The sequence below is a fragment of the Faecalibacterium sp. I4-3-84 genome, from assembly GCF_023347255.1.
Classification (GTDB): domain Bacteria; phylum Bacillota; class Clostridia; order Oscillospirales; family Ruminococcaceae; genus Faecalibacterium; species Faecalibacterium taiwanense.
The window spans coordinates 2953824-2970163 of sequence record NZ_CP094466.1 but is presented as its reverse complement, the minus strand read 5'-3'; the positions used below and the strand labels follow the sequence as shown (position 1 = coordinate 2970163).

The window sequence follows — 16340 nt, the reverse complement described above, 5'->3', positions numbered from 1 at the left end:
TAAAACTCCTTGTGCGCCTCCCGGCGCTCAAAATGCGCACCTCTCCCCTGTTTTGGGGTGCGGGTGCGCCTGTATCAAAACTGTGAGTTGGAAGCTCACAGTTACGGCTTGTATAAAAAGGGATAGGTAATAGACCGACAGAACAGCCTCGCCCTCTCCGTCACGGCTTATGCCGTGCCACCTCTCCCAAAGTGAGAGGCCTTGGCAGTACGGTAAACTTTCCGGTTTTGCCAAAGGCTCCCCCTTTGGGGGAGCTGGCGAACAAAGTGAGCCTGAGAGGGCGAGCTCGTCAGTCCTTTGGAGAAGTCCTAGCGCACCGTATCACTTTTCAGCAGGTGCGGCTTCCGGGGCCTTTTCGTCCTTCTTGATGAGGGCGGCAACCTTGTCCACCAGCTCCGGCAGCATGGTCAGGGCACGGTTGATGGTGTCGGCGTTGTCCGACAGCTGGATGGTGCGCACGCAGCCGTCCTTTACCACGAGGAAGGCCACCGGCTGGATGTTCACACCCGCACCGGAGCCGCCGCCGAACAGGTCCTTGTTGGCGGCGTTCTTGCCGTCAAAGTCGGTGCCGCCGGAGGCAAAGCCAAAGCTCACCTTGGAAACCGGCAGGATGGTGGTGCCGTCCTCGGTGATGATGGGCTTGCCAATGATGGTGTTGGAGTCCACCATCTGGTGGATCTTCTCCATGGTAACGTTCATCAGGCCCTGAATGGGATGCTCAGCCATAAAACAGCTCTCCTTTATCGGTTTGATTCGGGCAAAGGCCCGTTGTCTGCAGATCCGGATACCCTTATAGTGTACCACATTATAGGAAGATGTCCAATACTTTTTTGCGCCAGAACTCGTACAGCACCCGCACCGCCGCAAGGACGATGAACAGTGCCTGCGCGCTCACCCGGCAGGACACCCGGTCCTCCACGGTGGGCTGCCCGCTGCCAAAGTCCGGCAGGATGCGCAGCTCATCGAACTGCAGCCAGAGAAAGCGGTCCAGCACGCCCAGCACCGGGTACAGCCACGCCTGCAGCTTGCCGTAGCTGCGGGCAGCGGCGGCGGGGTCCTCCCCGCGCACACCAAGGCGCACCTGTATTTTTGTGATGCGCAGCGCACCGAACACAGCTTTGGTCAAAGTGCCCGCACCTTTGAGCATGGTGCAGAGGATCTCCAGCGTGATCTTTGCTTTTTTGCGGGGCTGGGCGGGCTTGTTTGCCTTGGCGGCAGCGGCGGCGGCCTTTTTGCGGGCCTTCTCCTCTGCCTTTTTCCGCTTGCGCTCAGCGCGCCATGCAGCAAATTTTGCTTTCACTTTGCCAAAGCCTTTGGGTGGGGCCGGGTTTTCCGGTGCGGGCGGCGGCTCCGGCTTCGGGTACTGGAACACCGGGAAGGTGATGCCCAGCGCACCGGCCTTTACGGTGAGCACACCGTGCTCCCAGCACAGGTCTGCGCAGAAGGGGCACAGCAGCAACAGCACCAGTAAGATCAGCACCACCAGCAGCAGAATGCCGACCACCCGGAGGATGAACAGCAGCACTGCGCCCAGCGCGGCGAGGAATGCTCCCATGCGTTACCCCTCACTTTCTGTCGGTGATGCGTTCGTTTCCGTCTCTTGTCCGTGCACCGGCGGCAGGTCGGCCAGAGAAGAAAGGCCGAACACCCGCAAAAAGGTGTCGGTGGTGCGGAAGCTCACCGGCCTGCCCGGCAGGTCAAGGCGGCCGGCTTCCTCAATGAGGCCCTTTTCCAGCAGGCCCGACACGCTGGACGAGGAATCCACGCCGCGCACCTGCTCGATGAAGGCGCGGGACACCGGCTGGTTGTAGGCGATCACGGTCAGGGTCTCCATGGCGGCGGGGCCAAGGGGCACTGCGCGGCGGCTGTCCAGCAGGCGGCGGATGCAGTCGGCCCACTCGGTCTTGGTGGCAAGCTGCCAGCGGGTGTTCAGGTGCAGCAGGCACAGGCCGCTGTCCTCCCGGGCGTAGCGCTCCCGCAGGGCTTCCAGCGCGGCTTCCACGCTGAGCTGCGGCAGCTGCACCGCCTGGGCCAGCTTGTCGGCACCAATGGGGTCGCCGCTGGCAAACAGCATGGCTTCCACGGCTGCACGGATCTGTTTCTGGTTCATTCCTTCTCCTTATCACGTTGGATGCGGCCCCGCTGCATGGTCAGCCGGCCCTCGTCGTCCAGCTTTACGCGGCCGCCGCGCACCAGCTCCAGCAAGGCCAGAAAGGTGGCCACGTTGGTGCTGCGGGTCTGCTGGCGGCTGAACAGCTGGCTCATTTTTGCCGCTGTGCCGCTGATCAGGTGCCGCAGAATGTACACCACCCGGCTCGTCACCGACACCATGGGCGCTGTGACCAGCGGCTCGAACTGCTGCTGGGTAGGCTCCCGGTGCAGCTTGGTGCGGCCGGAAAGCGCGGCCCAGTAATCCGCCAGCACCTGCGGCGCATGGTGCAGGTCGTAGGTGTTATCGAACTCCATCTCCATGGGCGGACGCACAAAAACCGGCGCAGCTTCGGCCTTTTGGCGCAAAAGCGCAGCCATGCGGCGGCACTGGTCGTACTCGATCAGCTGGCCGGTGAACTCCTGCTTCATGCGCTCGCCCTCTTCGCTGCGGGGCAAAAGCAGGTAGCTTTTCATCTCCACCAGCCGCGCGGCCATCTCGATGAAGGCGCTGGCGGCTTCCGGGTCCGGGTCGGCCCGCGCCACAGTGGCGGTGTACTGGTCGATCAGCTCCAGAATGGGGATGTTGTGCAGGTCCATCTTATGTTTGGCCACAAGCGCCAGCAATAATTCCAGCGGGCCGTCAAAATCTTCCAGATGGAAGGTCAGTTCTTCTGCCACGCTCACACCACCGTCCCAAGGCCGGCATAGTAGACGGAATACGCGATCTTATCAATGTAGCCGGTGCCCTTGCCCAGCAGCTCCCACACAATGTTGTTCAGGTAGTACAGGGGGGTATCCAGTGCGCCGAACCACACTGCCGCCAGCAGGGCGATCATGATATAGCGCTCGTACTTCATCAGGCCAAAGTAGATGCGCCGGGGCAGCAGCACCAGCAGGATGCGGCTGCCGTCCAGCGGCGGCACCGGGATCAAGTTGAACACGGCAAGGCTCACGTTCATCAGCACAAGGTACTGCAGGAACATGGCAATGTAGATGGTGGCATCGTTCACCGGTGCCCAGTAGTACATGAGCTTCCACGCCACCATGCCCACATAGGCAAGGATCATGTTTGCCGCAGGGCCTGCCAGCGCGGTAAGGGCCATGCCCCACTTGGGGTTTTTGAAATTGCGGGGGTCGGTGGAGACGGGCTTTGCCCAGCCCACGCCCGCAAACACCATGCACAGCGTGCCCAGCAGGTCAAAGTGGGCAAAGGGGTTCAGCGAAAGCCGCCCCTGCCGCTTTGCGGTGTCGTCGCCCAGCAGCCATGCTGCCAGCGCGTGGCCGCACTCGTGGAAGGGGATGGCCACCAGCGCCACCAGCGCGCGGATGAGATAATAGATGCCCTGAGAGGTCATTCGATATTCCTGCCTTTTTTCAGTATACCATATATAATACTATTTTTTGAGGTTTTAGACAAGGGGGTATTCGGAGAGGGCGAGCATGCTTGCCTGTTTTCCAAAAAACGCAATATTTTTTGAAAAAAGGCTTGCATTTTGCCCGGCAATCTGCTACAATAGTCAAGCTGATTATTTTGATTCCTTACTTCACTGCAGGAGGTGCAAGTACCATGGCTAAATGTGAATGCTGCGGCAAGGGTGTTGCCTTTGGTATCAAGGTTTCTCACTCTCATCGTCGTTCCAACCGTACCTGGAAGCCGAATGTCCGTCGTGTCAAGGCGGTCGTTGAGGGTTCTCCCAAGTACGTCTACGCATGCTCCCGTTGCCTGCGCGCTGGCAAAGTTACCCGCGCTGTCTAATTTGGTGTATGTGGCCGGCCACTTTGTCGAGTGGCCGGCTTTTTTTGTTGCTGTAAGGAGGCAAAACACATGGCTCTGCCTAACGATCCCATCATGCTGCTGAGCGTGGTGAACCTGAAGCTGCGTGATTTTTACAAAAACCTCGATGCTCTGTGCGAAGACATGGATGCCGACAAGGCCGACCTTTGCGCAAAGCTCCGGGCCGTGGGCTACGAGTACGATGCCCAGCGCAACCAGTTCGTGTGATATTTCCAGAGAAAGCTTTCTTTTGATCGCTGACGACCGGCACCGACGTGCAGCGACTGCGCCCGGGCCGGTGAATATAGAAACAAGGAGTGCTTGATTTATGATCCAGGGTACCTATTACAAAGAGTGGAGCAGCGTGCTGAACCGCGAGATGGAGTTCAAGGTGTATGGCAGCGCCGGTGTGCCGGTGCTGGCCCTGCCTGCCCGCGGCGGCCGCTTTTATGATTGGGAGAACAACGGCATGCCCGATGCCATTGCCCAGCTGCTGAACGAGGGCAAGGTGCAGCTGTTCTGTGCCGACAGCATTGACGGCGAGGCCGTACTGAACGGCGACATCCCGGTGCGCCGCCGCGCCGAGATGGAGGAAAAGTACTTCGTCTACCTTACCGCCGAGCTGGCTCCCCGGGTGCTGGCCCTGAACGGTGCCGCAAAGGATGCTAAGCTGTGGTGTGTGGGCATCGACCTTGGCGCTGTGCACGCCGTCAACTGCCGCCTGCGCCGTCCCAAGCTTTTTGCCGGTGCCATCGGCCTTTCCGGCATCTACGATCTGGCCCGCTTCTGGGGCAGTGAAGCCGACGATCTGGTGCTGCGCGGCTCTCCCCTGCAGTATCTGGCCGAGAACGGCATCGCCGACAAGCTGGCTCTGGCCAAGGCCGAGGAGAACAGCCTGATGCTCTGCGCCGGTCAGGGTGCCTACGAGGACGACGCCAAAGCCGACACGCAGGCGCTGGCCGATGTGCTGGCCGCACAGGGCCTGCCCGCCCACCTCGAGGTCTGGGGCGGCGATGTCTCCCACGAGTGGTACTGGTGGGGCAAGATGCTGGGCCTGTTTGTGCCGCGGATTCTGGAGAAGTAAAAGTGATTTGATAGAGGGAAGGCATTTGCAGTGCCTTCCCTCTTTTTGTTTGTATTTTTCAATTTCCTACTTGATTTATCGGGTTTGCTGTGCTATACTCATGCTGTAAGACACATACCCCCTATGGGTAAAGGAGATATTTTATGGATAACGAGAAAAAGCCCTGCTGCTGTTGCGGCACGCCCGCCCAGCCCGAAGCTGCCACGGCTCCGGCCGTTGACGCATCCGCTGTGCCCACCGAAAGCGTCACCCCCTCCTGCTGCCGCCACAAGGACCGCACCCCTGAGGAACACAAGGCCCTGCTGAACCGGCTCAGCCGTATCGAGGGGCAGGTGCGCGGCATCCGCGGCATGCTGGAAAAGGATGCCTACTGCGTGGACATCCTTGTGCAGGTGGCGGCGGCGAACTCGGCGCTGAACAGCTTTTCCAAGGAGCTGCTGGCACAGCACATCTCCACCTGCGTAGCGGACGACCTGCGCGCGGGCAGCGAGGCAAAGCTGGACGAGCTGATGAATCTGCTGCCCAAGCTCATGAAATAAGAAGCCCTTTCCCGTGCATACTCAACGTAGGAGTGATATTTTATGGAACAATACAACGTTACCGGCATGAGCTGCGCAGCCTGCTCCGCCCGGGTGGAGAAGGCCGTGAGCAAGGTGCCCGGCGTTGCCAGCTGTTCGGTGAGCCTGCTGACCAACTCCATGGGCGTGGAGGGCACCGCCAGCTCTGCCGAGATCATCAAGGCCGTGCAGGATGCCGGTTACGGTGCCAGCCCCAAGCGTGCGGGCGCGGCGGCTGCCAGCGCCACCAGCGCCGACCTTGACGCGCTGGCCGACCACGAGACCCCCAAACTCAAGCGGCGGCTCATTGCGTCGCTGGGCTTTCTGCTGGTGCTGATGTACTTCTCCATGGGCCACATGATGTGGGGCTGGCCCCTGCCCCGCTGGTTCGACGGCAACCACATCGCCATGGGCCTTGTGCAGCTGCTGCTGGCGGGCATCGTCATGGTCATCAACCAGAAGTTCTTCATCAACGGCTTCAAGGGCCTCCTCCACGGCTCACCCAACATGGACACGCTGGTGGCCATGGGTTCCATGGCAAGCTTTGTGTGGAGCACCTACGCCCTGTTCGCCATGACCCGCGCGCAGGTGGACGGCAACAGTGAGCTGGTCATGCATTATATGATGGAGTTCTACTTTGAGTCCGCTGCCATGATCTTGACCCTCATCACGGTGGGCAAGATGCTGGAGGCCCGCTCCAAGGGCAAGACCACCGACGCGCTCAAGAGCCTGATGAAGCTGGCCCCCAAGACCGCCACCCTGCTGCGGGACGGTGCCGAAGTGACCGTGCCCATCGAGCAGGTGCAGAAGGGGGACATCTTTGTGGTACGCCCGGGCGAGAACATCCCCGTGGACGGCATCGTGCTGGAAGGCACCAGCGCCGTGAACGAGAGCGCCCTGACCGGCGAGAGCATCCCCGTGGACAAGGCTGCGGGCGATAAGGTGAGCGCTGCCACCACCAACCAGTCCGGTTTCCTGCAGTGCCGGGCCACCCGCGTGGGCGAGGACACCACCCTTGCTCAGATCATCCGGATGGTCAGCGATGCCGCCGCCACCAAGGCTCCCATTGCAAAAATCGCCGATACGGTGTCCGGTTTCTTCGTGCCTGCGGTCATTACCATTGCGGTGGTCACCACCATCGTGTGGCTGCTGCTGGGCCGGGAGCTGGGCTATGCGCTGGCCCGCGGCATCTCCGTGCTGGTCATCAGCTGCCCCTGTGCGCTGGGTCTGGCAACGCCGGTGGCCATCATGGTGGGCAACGGTCTGGGTGCCAAGAACGGCATCCTGTTCAAAACCGCCGCTTCGCTGGAAGCTGCAGGCCGCACCCAGATCGTGGCGCTGGATAAGACCGGCACCATCACCAGCGGTGAACCAAAAGTGACCGACATTCTGCCCGCCGAGGGCGTTTCCGAGGCGGAGCTGCTCACCCTTGCCGCCGCACTGGAGCGCAAGAGCGAGCACCCGCTGGCAAAGGCCGTGCTGGCCTGCACCGACGCGCAGAAGCTCACCGCCCCCGAGGTATCCGGCTTTGCCGCCCTGCCAGGCAACGGTCTGGCCGCAAAGCTGGACGGCGTGGAGATCTTTGGCGGCAATGCGTCTTTTATCGGCACCAAAGTCACCGTGCCCGCACAGCTGCAGGAGAAGGCCGCGGCCCTTTCCGCACAGGGCAAAACGCCCCTGTTCTTCGGCGGAGCAGGCCGTCTGCTGGGCATCATCGCGGTGGCCGATACCATCAAGGAAGACAGCCCCCGCGCCATCCGGGAGCTGCAGGCCATGGGCATCCGCGTGGTCATGCTCACCGGTGACAACCAGCGCACTGCCGATGCCATTGGCAGGCAGGCAGGCGTGGACGAGGTGATCGCAGGCGTGCTGCCCGACGGCAAGGAAGCGGTCATCCGCCAGCTGCAGGCATCCGGCAAGGTGGCCATGGTGGGCGACGGCATCAACGATGCCCCGGCCCTGACCCGTGCCGACACCGGCATCGCCATCGGCGCAGGCACCGACGTTGCCATCGACGCGGCAGACGTGGTGCTGATGAACTCCAAGCTGTCGGACGTGCCCGCCGCCATCCGCCTGAGCCGCGCTGCCCTGCGCAACATCCACGAAAACCTGTTCTGGGCGTTCATCTACAACATCATCGGCATCCCGCTGGCCGCAGGTGTGTTCATCCCCTTCGGCCTGACGCTGAACCCCATGTTCGGTGCTGCTGCCATGAGCCTTTCCAGCTTCTGCGTGGTAAGCAACGCCCTGCGCCTGAACCTGTTCGACGTGCACAGCACAAAGCACGATCGTGCGGCAAAAAATGCTGCTTCCCTGCCCGCTGTCTCCGCACAGCCCGCAGCGATTGCAAATAAAGAGAGTACCAAGGAGGACACTGCTATGAAAAAGACCCTGAAAGTGGAAGGCATGATGTGCGGCCACTGCGAAGCCCGCGTGAAGAAGGCTCTGGAAGCCCTGCCCGAGGTGGACGAGGCCGTGGTGAGCCACGAGGCCGGCACCGCCATCGTCACCCTGAACGCCGAGGTCGCCGACGACGTGCTGAAGAAGGCCGTTGAGGATCAGGACTACCCTGTGACCGGCATCCAGTAAACCGCCGCTGAATACTCCCCATCAAATGGAAAGGCCGCTGCATGTGAACGCAGCGGCCTTTTTATCGTGTTTACAGGCTTTTAAAATTGATTCAGAATATCATGGTGTCCGATGTCCAACAGCAGAATGATCGTATCACCGTCGTACTGCCAGATAACCCGCACATCCATGTTTACGCTGAACTCGAACAAGTCTACCGTGCCTTGAATACGCTTTGTGCGCAGCGACGGATACAGCGGGTCCATTTCCAGAATTTCCAGCTTCTTTTTCAGCTGCGCCCGCTCCGCTGCGTTCAAACGCTTCAGGTTCTTTATGAATCGTTTGGTGTAGGTGATCTTATAATTCATTCGTCCGCACCGTCCAGCGCTTCAAACAGTGCGTCCACAGTGTCGAACACCGGCTGCTCCCCTGCCGCAATTTTGGCCTTTGCTTCGTTGATCTCGCTGCGCAGCTCGTCCAGATACTTTTTGGGGTAAACGGCTACCGGCATCAGCTCGATCACGCCATCCTTCTCCACGATCTCCAGCTTGTCGCCCTCACGCAGGCCCATCTTCATTACAATATCCTTTGGAATGGTGATCTGGGATTTTGTCCTCAATTCCGTCAGCATCCTTCATCCTCCTTTGTGCGATTTTCTCACTTTCTCACTTTTATTATACTCTGCTTTTTTCAAAAAGCAACCATGCACCATAAAATTTTACAAAGCGTCGTTTCTGTGGGTTCTTATTGTATTTCGTCAGAAAGTATGCTAAACTAAAAATGCCGCCTAAAAAGGCGGTGATTAGGTGCTGTCTGCAAGCGCATGTGGTCATGCTCCCCTCCGGCAAGCGTCCGGGGGACGTAAAAGCTTATTGTTTGTTCCCCCGTTCGCAAACGCGGAAGGGGGGATGCATCATGGTGTTGAACGATGTTCTGCAGCTGTTCGTCATTGTTGGCGGTACAGTTGGAATTACATTTCAGATCGCATGGGCAATCTTCAAAGAGATCCATAACAATAAGAAATGACCGCCCCTGTCTCCAAACGGTAAGCGGTCATTCTTATTGATCTAACCGGAAGGAGCTGACCATTGCGGACAGCACCTTTTCTATTTATAGTATAGTTATTTTTTGCCGTTTTGTCAAGAGAAGGTGCCCGCCTTCTCTTTTTCTTTCCCCATTTTCCTGTGCATTTTCGCCCCGGAAGCTGTGGCTTTTTGCGCAAAAACTATTTGTTGACACGTTGTTTTTTCAGAGTTATACTTATAGCAACAACATTTGGTTTTGCTTCCAGTCATAAACCACAGCGAAAGGAGAAATGTATTTTGGGAGTATCCACTCAGGACCGCACAGACTTTCTGAACATGCTGGATGCCTGCAGGACCGAGCAGCAGCTGTTCAGCCGCCTGACCTTTGCGGTAATGTTCCACCAGACCGACCCGGATGCACGGGAAGACCTGCTGGACGACGTGCGCGGCGCAGCCTGCAACATGCAGCTGCCCGCCGTCAATTACAAGATCGATCAATGGCTCAACACCTGCAAGCAGGCGTGGCAGGCCGACCCCGCAGCCTTTATGGCAGCCGTGAACGCGGACGCAAAGCAGCGCAAGCTTGCGCTGGAGGGCAGCGCGGCGCAGCCCGGCCTGCTGGCCGATGTGCCCATGCAGAGCGTGGCGTGGCTGGTGCCGCAGCTGCTGCCGCTGGGCGAGGTGTCGCTGCTGGGTGCCGACGGCGGCACCGGCAAGGGCATCTGGCAGGCACAGCTCATTGCCTATGTGACGGCGGGCAAGACCTCCGGCTTTTTTCCGCTGCCGCCGCAGCAGACCGGCAAGGTGCTGCTGCTTGCGGGCGAGGACGACCCCGGCAAGGTGCTCAAGGCCCGTCTGCTGGCGGCCGGGGCCGACATGAACCGGGTGCTGGTGCTGACTGCCGACGACTACTTTGGCAAGACCGGCCAGCCCCTTACCCTCAAGGATCAGGCACTGGCGGATTTTGCCGCCAAGGCCGGGCCGCTGCTGCTCATCGTGGACCCGCTGCAGAGCTTTCTGCCCGCCGATGTGGAGATGGCAAGCCGCAACCAGATGCGCGGTGCCCTGCTGCCGCTGCGCGCCATTGCCGCAAAGCAGGGCTGCGCGGTGCTCATCGTGATGCACTCCAACAAAAAGCAGGGCGTTTCCGGCCGCGCACGTCTGGCCGACAGCTCGGATATCTGGGACATGGCCCGCAGCGTGCTGATGATGGGCCGCGCCAAGAACGACGGCAAAATTTATCTCAGCCACGAGAAAAACAGCTACGCCCGCCCCCAGCAGACGGTGCTGCTGCACATCGACGATGTGGAGGTGGAGGGCGTAAAGACTGCACGGGCCGTGTTTGACGGCTACACCGACAAGAAGGATGCCGACTTCATTGAGGAGCGGCGGGTGCGCACGGCGGAGACCCGGCAGGACACCCGCAGCGCCATCCTGAATGTTCTGTCCGAGAGCCGCCTTGGGTCGATGCCCAGCAACGAGCTGCGCGCCGCCGTCCTGCGGGAGATCGGGTGCAGCGACAGTACATACAACCGTGTGTACAGTGAGCTTGTAAAATCCGGTGAGATCGCAAAGCACCAGATCAATCAGGGCGGCAACGTACGTAGTTGGTTCACTGCCATGCCCTACCGTGGAGAAACAAGTGACAAAGTGGCGAAATTATAACGCATCTATGTTTATAATTGTCTGTTTGTCAATTTGACAAAGTGACCCTTGCTGACAAAGTGACTCTGTTTGCCACGCTGTTGTCAGTTTATCAGCTTGACAAAGTGTCTTTTTTCACGCTCATTCGTCAAAAATCAGTCACTTGCTCAGATAACGCTCCTACAGTAGCACCTGATAAAGTTCCCCGAAACCGCAGGCTGCGCCTTAACGTGCCAACTCCTCCACCGTGATGCAGCACACGGCAAAGGCCAGCAGGGCGCAGTCCAGCGGCACGCGGCGCAGCACCACCACCCGTTCGGTCAGGGTGGTAAAGGTCTGCACGGCCTGCACCGGCACGGTGCTGCCCAGCCAGAACAGCGCCACCGAAAGCGGCAGATGCACCGCCCGCGCTGCCAGCAAAGGCCGCAGCGAGATCTCGGCCGGGCAGATGGTGCGCACCTGCAAAAGCACCGACACCCCCTGCACACTGAGCGCCGCACAGCACAGCGTGCTGGCCCACAGCCCGGTGCGGGCGGCCTGATCGCAGCCGGAACACACTTCCAGCAGCATGGCGGGCAGCGCCGCCCACGGCTGTGGCAGCAATGCCCCGCACCCTGCCGCCAGCAGCCGGAAGTACAGCACAAAGCCGCAGAGCTTCAGATAGGTCACTGCCGCCTGCGCGATCACCGCGTCCAGTGCGGGCAGCTGAATGGTTTCCCCCTGCGCGGGTGGAGCCTGCCCGGCCCCGCCCTGCATCCGGCACAGCAGCGCCGCCGTGAGGTATCCCGCCAGCAGCTGGGCCGCAAACAGCCGCACCCCCACCGCGCGGCTGCCCAGCATCTGCTGCCCTACCGTGAGGATGACAAAGGACGGCCCGCTGCACACACAGGCGGGCAGCAGCGCCGAGGCCTGCCGGGAAGTGAGCTGACCGGTGCGCACGGCTTCGGACGCAGCCACCGCCGCCGGTGCAAAGCCCCCCAAGGCCCCAATGAGCAGCACGCCGCCCGCGCCCTTTGCCCGGATGCCCATGAGCCGCGCCGCAGGCCGGAACACAAAGCCCAGCCACTGCCCGGCCCCGCAGCCTGCCGCCAGCGCCGATACGATGAGGAACGGAAACAGCGATACCAGCAGCGGCCCGCCGCACAGCCGCAGCCCCGCCTGCAGGGCATCGGCACAGCGCTGCGGCGCGGCAAACACCAGAAACGCCGTGTACCCTGCCAGCGCCAGCAGCACGCCCCGCCGGAAATTCCAGCTTCGATTCATAACTCAGCCCTCCGCATCCATATATATGTAGCAGCGCGCCGCGGGCAGAACTGCGGGATGGGAGGGAATGGGATGTGTGCCAAGCGCAAAAAGCGGCTTTTGCCGCAAAGCTGGCTGGCCCTGCTGTTCCGTCAGCCGCCGCAGGGCTTTTACCACGCCCCTGCCGTCTACCTGAGCGGGGGCCGCATGGAGGTGGAGCACTTTTGCCGCATTCTGGCCTACAGCCCCGACCGGCTGTGCCTGCAGATGCCCCATGGCCGGTTGACCATCTACGGCGACGGGCTGAAGATCGTCACCCTTACCGCCAGCCGCCTGACCCTGCGGGGGCGGTTCGTGCGCACGGACTTTGCGGATGACTAGGAGGTGCCCATGGAACCGGTAAGCCTTTGGGCCGCGGTGGAGTTCACCGCATGCAATGGCAGCACCGAAGCCCTGCTTACCGCTGCCGCCCGGGCCGGGCTGCATCCCTACGGGGTAACGGCCCTGCCGGGAGGGTTTGGCGGGCGGTGCGCCGCGTGGCAGTATCCGCGCCTTGCCGCGCTGGCCCGCAAGCACCGGGTGCGGCTGCGCATCCGCCGGAAGCTGGGGCTGTATTTCCGTCTGCGCCCCTTGCTGCGCCGGGCCGGGCTTTGGGCGGGGCTGGCGGTGTTTGTGCCGCTGCTGCTCTTTGCACAGCAGTTCGTCTGGTATGCGGACACCTCTTCCCTCACCACCGGACAGGCTGCGCGGGCCTGCGCCGTCCTGCGGGAAGCGGGCCTGCAGCCCGGTGCGGCTGTGACCGAGGCAAAGCTCACCGCCGGGGAGTACGCCCTTTTGCACAGCGGCGAGTTCTCCTGGGCCAGCCTGAATTTTGCCAAAGGGCGGCTGGTGGTGGAAGCCGCCGCGGCCAGGCCCAAGCCGGACATTGCCGCCGGAACGCTGCATGGCATCCGGGCAAAATGCAGCGGCACTGTTCTGCGCACGAACCTTACCAGCGGCACCATGCTGGTGCAGCCGGGCCAGCAGGTGGAAGCCGGGCAGGGCCTCATTGGCACAGCCCGCGCCGAGCGGGACGGCACCCTGATCTTTGCGCCCGCCGCCGGAACGGTGGTTGCGCAGTTTGAGTGGAGCGACACCCGCACCGTGCCCTTGGAAGAGACGGTGCAGCAGTACACCGGCGCGTGCACCCGCGCATACCGGGTGACAGCGTTCGGGCACACCTTCTCCCTGCCCGCCGCGCCTGCGCCGGAACATGCGGCGGTGATCCTCCGGCACTTCCAGCCGGAGGTGCCGCTGCTGGGCCTTGCCCTGCCCTGCTCTGTGGAGGAGACCTGCCGCTATGTGCAGCAGCCGGAAACGCTGCACCGCACCGAAGCGCAGGCCGCCGCGCTGGCCCGGCTGCAAAGCCTGCAGGCGCTGTACGCCGCATGGCCGGACGCGGAGCACATCGCCCGCAAAGAGGACTGCACCGTGAACGGCAATGTACTGGACTATACCGTCACCTACACCGTGGCGGCGGACATCTGCGGGTGAAAGGATTCCCGTTGTAATTCGTCAAAAAGTATGCTAAACTAAAAATGCCACCCCGAAGGGTGGCGTTAAGGTGCTATCTGCAAGCGCAGGTGGTCATGCTTCCCTCCGGCAAGCGTCCGGGGGACGTAAAAGCTTATTGTTTGTTCCCCCGTTCGCAAACGCGGAAGGGGGGATGCATCATGGTGTTGAACGATGTTCTGCAGCTGTTCGTCATTGTTGGCGGCACAGTTGGGATTACATTTCAGATCGCATGGGCAATCTTCAAAGAGATCCATAACAATAAGAAATGACCGCCCCAGACTCCCAAACCTGAGCGGTCATTCTTATTGACTCCTTAGCCGAAGGGAAGCTGACCATTGCGGACAGCGCCTTTTCTATTTGTAGTATAGTTGTTTTTTAGCGGTTTGTCAAGTCCCCTGCTCTGCAGCGGCACGTTCCGCCGCCTGTGCGTCGTACTCGGCAAGCAGGTCGTCGAGGTCGTACTGGTACTTGCTGTGGCAGAAGTGGCACACCACCTCGCAGGCGGGGTCCTCGTCGCGCATCCTCACCAGCTCCTTGCGGCCAAGGCTGAACAGCATCTCCTTGGTGCGCTCGGCGCTGCAGTCGCACTGGTAGTGCACATCGCGCTCGTCCAGCACATTGGGGGCAAAACCCGCCAGCGCCAGCTGCATCATGTCCTCGGGGGTCTTGCCCTCGTGCAGCAGGGTGGTGACGGACGGCATGGCCGCGATATTCTTTTCCAGCTGATCGATCTCCGCATCGGTGGCACCGGGCAGCAGCTGCACCATAAAGCCGCCTGCGCACAGGATGGACAGGTCCTTGTCCACCAGCACGCCCAGCGCCATGACGGTGGGCACCTGCTCGCTGTAGGCGTAGTAGGCGGTCAGGTCCTCGGCGATCTCGCCGGAGACCAGCGGCACCTGCCCCACGGTAGGCTCCTTCTGCAGACGGTTATCCCGGATGACGGTGAGCACACCGTCTTTGCCCACAGCGCCGCCCACATCCAGGTGGCCGTTCGGCTTTGCGGGCAGCTCCACCAAGGGGTGATCGATGCAGCCCTTCACGTTGCCGGTGCCGTCGGTGCAGGCAATGACCACGCCCGCCGGGCCGCCGCCGGACACACGCAGGGTGATCTGGTCACGGTCGTCCTTGAGCATGGAGCCCATCAGGGCCGCGCCGGTGAGCAGACGGCCCAGTGCCGCGCTGCAGGTGGCGCTGGTGGTGTGCAGCTTTTCGGCCTTGCGGACGATCTGGGTGGAATCCACGCCGCAGAACACGACCCCGCCGTTCTCCGACAGGCCGCGGATCAGATTTGCCATAAAGTTATCCCTCCAATTGTGTATACTGCTTGACTGCGCAGAAGAAATAGCGCTGGCTGTCCTCGGTCAGCGGGCCGAAGGTCTCGCCGTCGCAGACGCTTTCCAGCGCAAAGCCGTGCTTTTCCAGCGCGGTGCGGATGGTGTCAAGGTCATAGGTGTACTCGCAGAACTGCTCGTGGAAGTGCTCGCCGGTCTCGTGGTAGTCGATGTCCACGGTGATCTCCACGCGGCGGTTGGCGGCATCGTAGTGGTTGCGCCACACACAGGCGGCATCCTCTTCCTCAAAGGTGAACGCGTTGTCGCCCAGCACGTTCCGGTGCTTGTAGGGCGTGTTCATATCGAACAGGAACACCCCGCCCTTCTCCATGAAAAAGCCCGCGTTGGCAATGGCGGTGTCGAGATCCGGGATGTGGTTGAAGGTGTCAAAGGTGGACACCGCGCCCCGGATGGTGCCGTACAGATCCAGCTTGAGCAGATCCTGCCGGAGCAGCAGCAGCCTGCCGGAAAGGCCCAGCTGTTCGGCCTTATCGCGCACAACGCAGAGCATCTCCTCGGACTGGTCAATGCCGATCATATCATAGCCCGCCTGCGTGAGCATCAACGTCAGCTCACCTGTGCCGCAGCCAAGGTCGGCAAGGATGCCGTCGTGGATGCCGTGCTCCTTGAGCTTTGCATGGATGTGGGCATACAGGGCATCGTAATCGGCCTCGCCGTTGAATTCATCGTAGAAATAGGCAAATTCGTTGTAGGCCATGGTTTACTCCGCTTCCTGTTCCCCGGCCACAGCGGCATTGAGCACCGCCTGCAGCTCCGGGATGCCGTAGCCGTTCTCGCCGCTGGTCAGCACCACCTTCTGGCAGCCATAGGGGCGGCAGAAGTTCTCAAAGTCTTCCAGCGTTTTGGCCAGCTGGCTCTTTTTGAGCTTGTCGGCCTTGGTCAGGGCCACCACGTAGGGGATCTGGTGATAATGCAGATAGCGCAGCATCTGCTCATCGTCGGCGCTGGGGGCGTGGCGGCAGTCCAGCAGCTGCACCAGCAGGGTGTGGTGGCGGGGTGCTTCAAAGTAGCTGTTGATCAGGTCGTCCCAGCGCTCACGGTCGGCGTTGCTCACCTTGGCGTAGCCGTAGCCGGGCAGGTCCACAAAGTAGCAGTCGTCCACCGAATAGAAATTGATGGTGGCCGTTTTGCCCGGCGTACTGGACACACGGGCAAGGTTTTTGCGGCTGCACAGCTTATTGATGAGGCTGGATTTACCCACGTTGGACCGCCCCGAAAAGCTCAGTTCCGGGCGGTCGCTCTCGGGCAGCTGGCTGGAAATGCCGTAGCTGGCAATGAAATCAGCTTTGTTGTAATTCATGGAGCTTTCCTTTCTTTGATAAGGGGATCGGAGGATCGTCAGATAGTTTCTCCAGCGAATGTCCTGGGGGTGGGGCCCCGGCGCGC

General features: G+C 61.2%; 19 protein-coding genes. 8 read left to right on the top strand and 11 right to left on the bottom strand.

Annotated elements, in window-relative coordinates; all coding sequences use genetic code 11:
• Positions 1-321 precede the first annotated feature (321 nt).
• The 5 genes from ytfJ to MTP41_RS14730 all read right to left on the bottom strand — a co-directional run bounded on the left by ytfJ (position 322) and on the right by MTP41_RS14730 (position 3506).
• Positions 322-726, bottom strand: coding sequence for a GerW family sporulation protein (gene ytfJ / locus MTP41_RS14750; RefSeq protein ID WP_249235825.1), 405 nt, complete (start codon positions 724-726; stop codon positions 322-324).
• A 79-nt stretch (positions 727-805) separates the two neighbouring features.
• Entirely contained in the window at positions 806-1555 is a 750-nt protein-coding gene (locus tag MTP41_RS14745) for a DUF2953 domain-containing protein (protein ID WP_120120058.1), read from the bottom strand.
• Between the two features lie 3 nt (positions 1556-1558).
• Positions 1559-2110 (bottom strand): SMC-Scp complex subunit ScpB, encoded by a 552-nt coding sequence (gene scpB / locus MTP41_RS14740; RefSeq protein WP_005941268.1) that lies wholly within the window; start codon positions 2108-2110, stop codon positions 1559-1561.
• Positions 2107-2829, bottom strand: coding sequence for a segregation and condensation protein A (locus MTP41_RS14735; protein WP_249235824.1), 723 nt, complete (start codon positions 2827-2829; stop codon positions 2107-2109). The genes scpB and MTP41_RS14735 overlap by 4 nt, the downstream gene beginning before the upstream one ends.
• 2 nt (positions 2830-2831) lie before the next feature.
• Entirely contained in the window at positions 2832-3506 is a 675-nt protein-coding gene (locus tag MTP41_RS14730; RefSeq protein ID WP_249235823.1) for a site-2 protease family protein, read from the bottom strand.
• Between the two features lie 212 nt (positions 3507-3718).
• On the opposite strand from MTP41_RS14730, the gene rpmB reads away from it, so the two are divergent.
• The 5 genes from rpmB (at position 3719) to MTP41_RS14705 (ending at position 8155) form a co-directional block, all read left to right on the top strand.
• A complete protein-coding gene (gene rpmB, locus MTP41_RS14725; protein WP_082210844.1) occupies positions 3719-3907 on the top strand; it encodes a 50S ribosomal protein L28 in 189 nt (62 codons plus the stop codon).
• A gap of 69 nt (positions 3908-3976) precedes the next feature.
• Positions 3977-4153, top strand: coding sequence for a DUF4250 domain-containing protein (locus tag MTP41_RS14720; RefSeq protein ID WP_097801859.1), 177 nt, complete (start codon positions 3977-3979; stop codon positions 4151-4153).
• A gap of 100 nt (positions 4154-4253) precedes the next feature.
• A complete protein-coding gene (locus MTP41_RS14715; protein WP_249235822.1) occupies positions 4254-5009 on the top strand; it encodes an esterase family protein in 756 nt (251 codons plus the stop codon).
• Positions 5010-5152: 143 nt separating this feature from the next.
• Positions 5153-5548 (top strand): metal-sensing transcriptional repressor, encoded by a 396-nt coding sequence (locus tag MTP41_RS14710; RefSeq protein ID WP_249235821.1) that lies wholly within the window; start codon positions 5153-5155, stop codon positions 5546-5548.
• 42 nt (positions 5549-5590) lie between these two features.
• Positions 5591-8155, top strand: a complete 2565-nt coding sequence (locus tag MTP41_RS14705; RefSeq protein WP_249235820.1) for a heavy metal translocating P-type ATPase — start codon at positions 5591-5593, stop codon at positions 8153-8155.
• Between the two features lie 80 nt (positions 8156-8235).
• On the opposite strand, the gene MTP41_RS14700 is transcribed toward MTP41_RS14705, so the two are convergent.
• Both MTP41_RS14700 and MTP41_RS14695 read right to left on the bottom strand, forming a co-directional pair.
• Positions 8236-8502, bottom strand: a complete 267-nt coding sequence (locus MTP41_RS14700; protein ID WP_097774883.1) for a type II toxin-antitoxin system RelE/ParE family toxin — start codon at positions 8500-8502, stop codon at positions 8236-8238.
• A complete protein-coding gene (locus MTP41_RS14695) occupies positions 8499-8765 on the bottom strand; it encodes an AbrB/MazE/SpoVT family DNA-binding domain-containing protein (RefSeq protein WP_097774882.1) in 267 nt (88 codons plus the stop codon). Before MTP41_RS14695 ends, MTP41_RS14700 begins: the two co-directional genes overlap by 4 nt.
• Positions 8766-9456: 691 nt before the next feature.
• Here MTP41_RS14695 and MTP41_RS14690 point away from each other — a divergent pair.
• Entirely contained in the window at positions 9457-10824 is a 1368-nt protein-coding gene (locus MTP41_RS14690; RefSeq protein WP_249235819.1) for an AAA family ATPase, read from the top strand.
• Positions 10825-11028: 204 nt separating this feature from the next.
• On the opposite strand, the gene MTP41_RS14685 is transcribed toward MTP41_RS14690, so the two are convergent.
• Positions 11029-12066: a hypothetical protein gene (locus tag MTP41_RS14685; protein ID WP_118527848.1), complete on the bottom strand. Its 1038-nt coding sequence runs from the start codon at positions 12064-12066 to the stop codon at positions 11029-11031.
• A gap of 72 nt (positions 12067-12138) precedes the next feature.
• Here MTP41_RS14685 and MTP41_RS14680 point away from each other — a divergent pair, with 72 nt between their 5' ends.
• Positions 12139-12426 carry a YabP/YqfC family sporulation protein gene (locus MTP41_RS14680; protein WP_249235818.1) on the top strand — a complete coding sequence of 96 codons (288 nt, stop codon included), beginning with the start codon at positions 12139-12141 and terminating at the stop codon, positions 12424-12426.
• Between the two features lie 9 nt (positions 12427-12435).
• Positions 12436-13578, top strand: a complete 1143-nt coding sequence (locus MTP41_RS14675; protein WP_249235817.1) for a sporulation protein YqfD — start codon at positions 12436-12438, stop codon at positions 13576-13578.
• Between the two features lie 407 nt (positions 13579-13985).
• Here the strand turns inward: MTP41_RS14675 and hslO are convergent, their stop codons facing one another.
• From hslO to yihA, 3 genes are read right to left on the bottom strand one after another with little or no spacing between them, the layout of a single operon-like run.
• Complete coding sequence (hslO, locus tag MTP41_RS14670) at positions 13986-14897, bottom strand: Hsp33 family molecular chaperone HslO (RefSeq protein WP_249235816.1); 912 nt, start codon at positions 14895-14897, stop codon at positions 13986-13988.
• 4 nt (positions 14898-14901) lie between these two features.
• Positions 14902-15651, bottom strand: coding sequence for a class I SAM-dependent DNA methyltransferase (locus tag MTP41_RS14665; protein WP_005940360.1), 750 nt, complete (start codon positions 15649-15651; stop codon positions 14902-14904).
• Positions 15652-15654: 3 nt separating this feature from the next.
• Positions 15655-16254: a ribosome biogenesis GTP-binding protein YihA/YsxC gene (gene yihA / locus MTP41_RS14660; protein ID WP_120120069.1), complete on the bottom strand. Its 600-nt coding sequence runs from the start codon at positions 16252-16254 to the stop codon at positions 15655-15657.
• Positions 16255-16340: the final 86 nt, after the last annotated feature.

Coding starts and splice junctions, on each gene's coding strand:
- scpB (WP_005941268.1), bottom strand. CDS start 2,110: ATGAACCAGAAACAGATCCGTGCAGCCGTGGAAGCCATGCTGTTTGCC.
- MTP41_RS14745 (WP_120120058.1), bottom strand. CDS start 1,555: ATGGGAGCATTCCTCGCCGCGCTGGGCGCAGTGCTGCTGTTCATCCTC.
- MTP41_RS14680 (WP_249235818.1), top strand. CDS start 12,139: ATGTGTGCCAAGCGCAAAAAGCGGCTTTTGCCGCAAAGCTGGCTGGCC.
- hslO (WP_249235816.1), bottom strand. CDS start 14,897: ATGGCAAATCTGATCCGCGGCCTGTCGGAGAACGGCGGGGTCGTGTTC.
- MTP41_RS14730 (WP_249235823.1), bottom strand. CDS start 3,506: ATGACCTCTCAGGGCATCTATTATCTCATCCGCGCGCTGGTGGCGCTG.
- MTP41_RS14700 (WP_097774883.1), bottom strand. CDS start 8,502: ATGAATTATAAGATCACCTACACCAAACGATTCATAAAGAACCTGAAG.
- MTP41_RS14720 (WP_097801859.1), top strand. CDS start 3,977: ATGGCTCTGCCTAACGATCCCATCATGCTGCTGAGCGTGGTGAACCTG.
- MTP41_RS14685 (WP_118527848.1), bottom strand. CDS start 12,066: ATGAATCGAAGCTGGAATTTCCGGCGGGGCGTGCTGCTGGCGCTGGCA.
- MTP41_RS14705 (WP_249235820.1), top strand. CDS start 5,591: ATGGAACAATACAACGTTACCGGCATGAGCTGCGCAGCCTGCTCCGCC.
- yihA (WP_120120069.1), bottom strand. CDS start 16,254: ATGAATTACAACAAAGCTGATTTCATTGCCAGCTACGGCATTTCCAGC.
- MTP41_RS14695 (WP_097774882.1), bottom strand. CDS start 8,765: ATGCTGACGGAATTGAGGACAAAATCCCAGATCACCATTCCAAAGGAT.
- rpmB (WP_082210844.1), top strand. CDS start 3,719: ATGGCTAAATGTGAATGCTGCGGCAAGGGTGTTGCCTTTGGTATCAAG.
- MTP41_RS14715 (WP_249235822.1), top strand. CDS start 4,254: ATGATCCAGGGTACCTATTACAAAGAGTGGAGCAGCGTGCTGAACCGC.
- ytfJ (WP_249235825.1), bottom strand. CDS start 726: ATGGCTGAGCATCCCATTCAGGGCCTGATGAACGTTACCATGGAGAAG.
- MTP41_RS14710 (WP_249235821.1), top strand. CDS start 5,153: ATGGATAACGAGAAAAAGCCCTGCTGCTGTTGCGGCACGCCCGCCCAG.
- MTP41_RS14665 (WP_005940360.1), bottom strand. CDS start 15,651: ATGGCCTACAACGAATTTGCCTATTTCTACGATGAATTCAACGGCGAG.
- MTP41_RS14675 (WP_249235817.1), top strand. CDS start 12,436: ATGGAACCGGTAAGCCTTTGGGCCGCGGTGGAGTTCACCGCATGCAAT.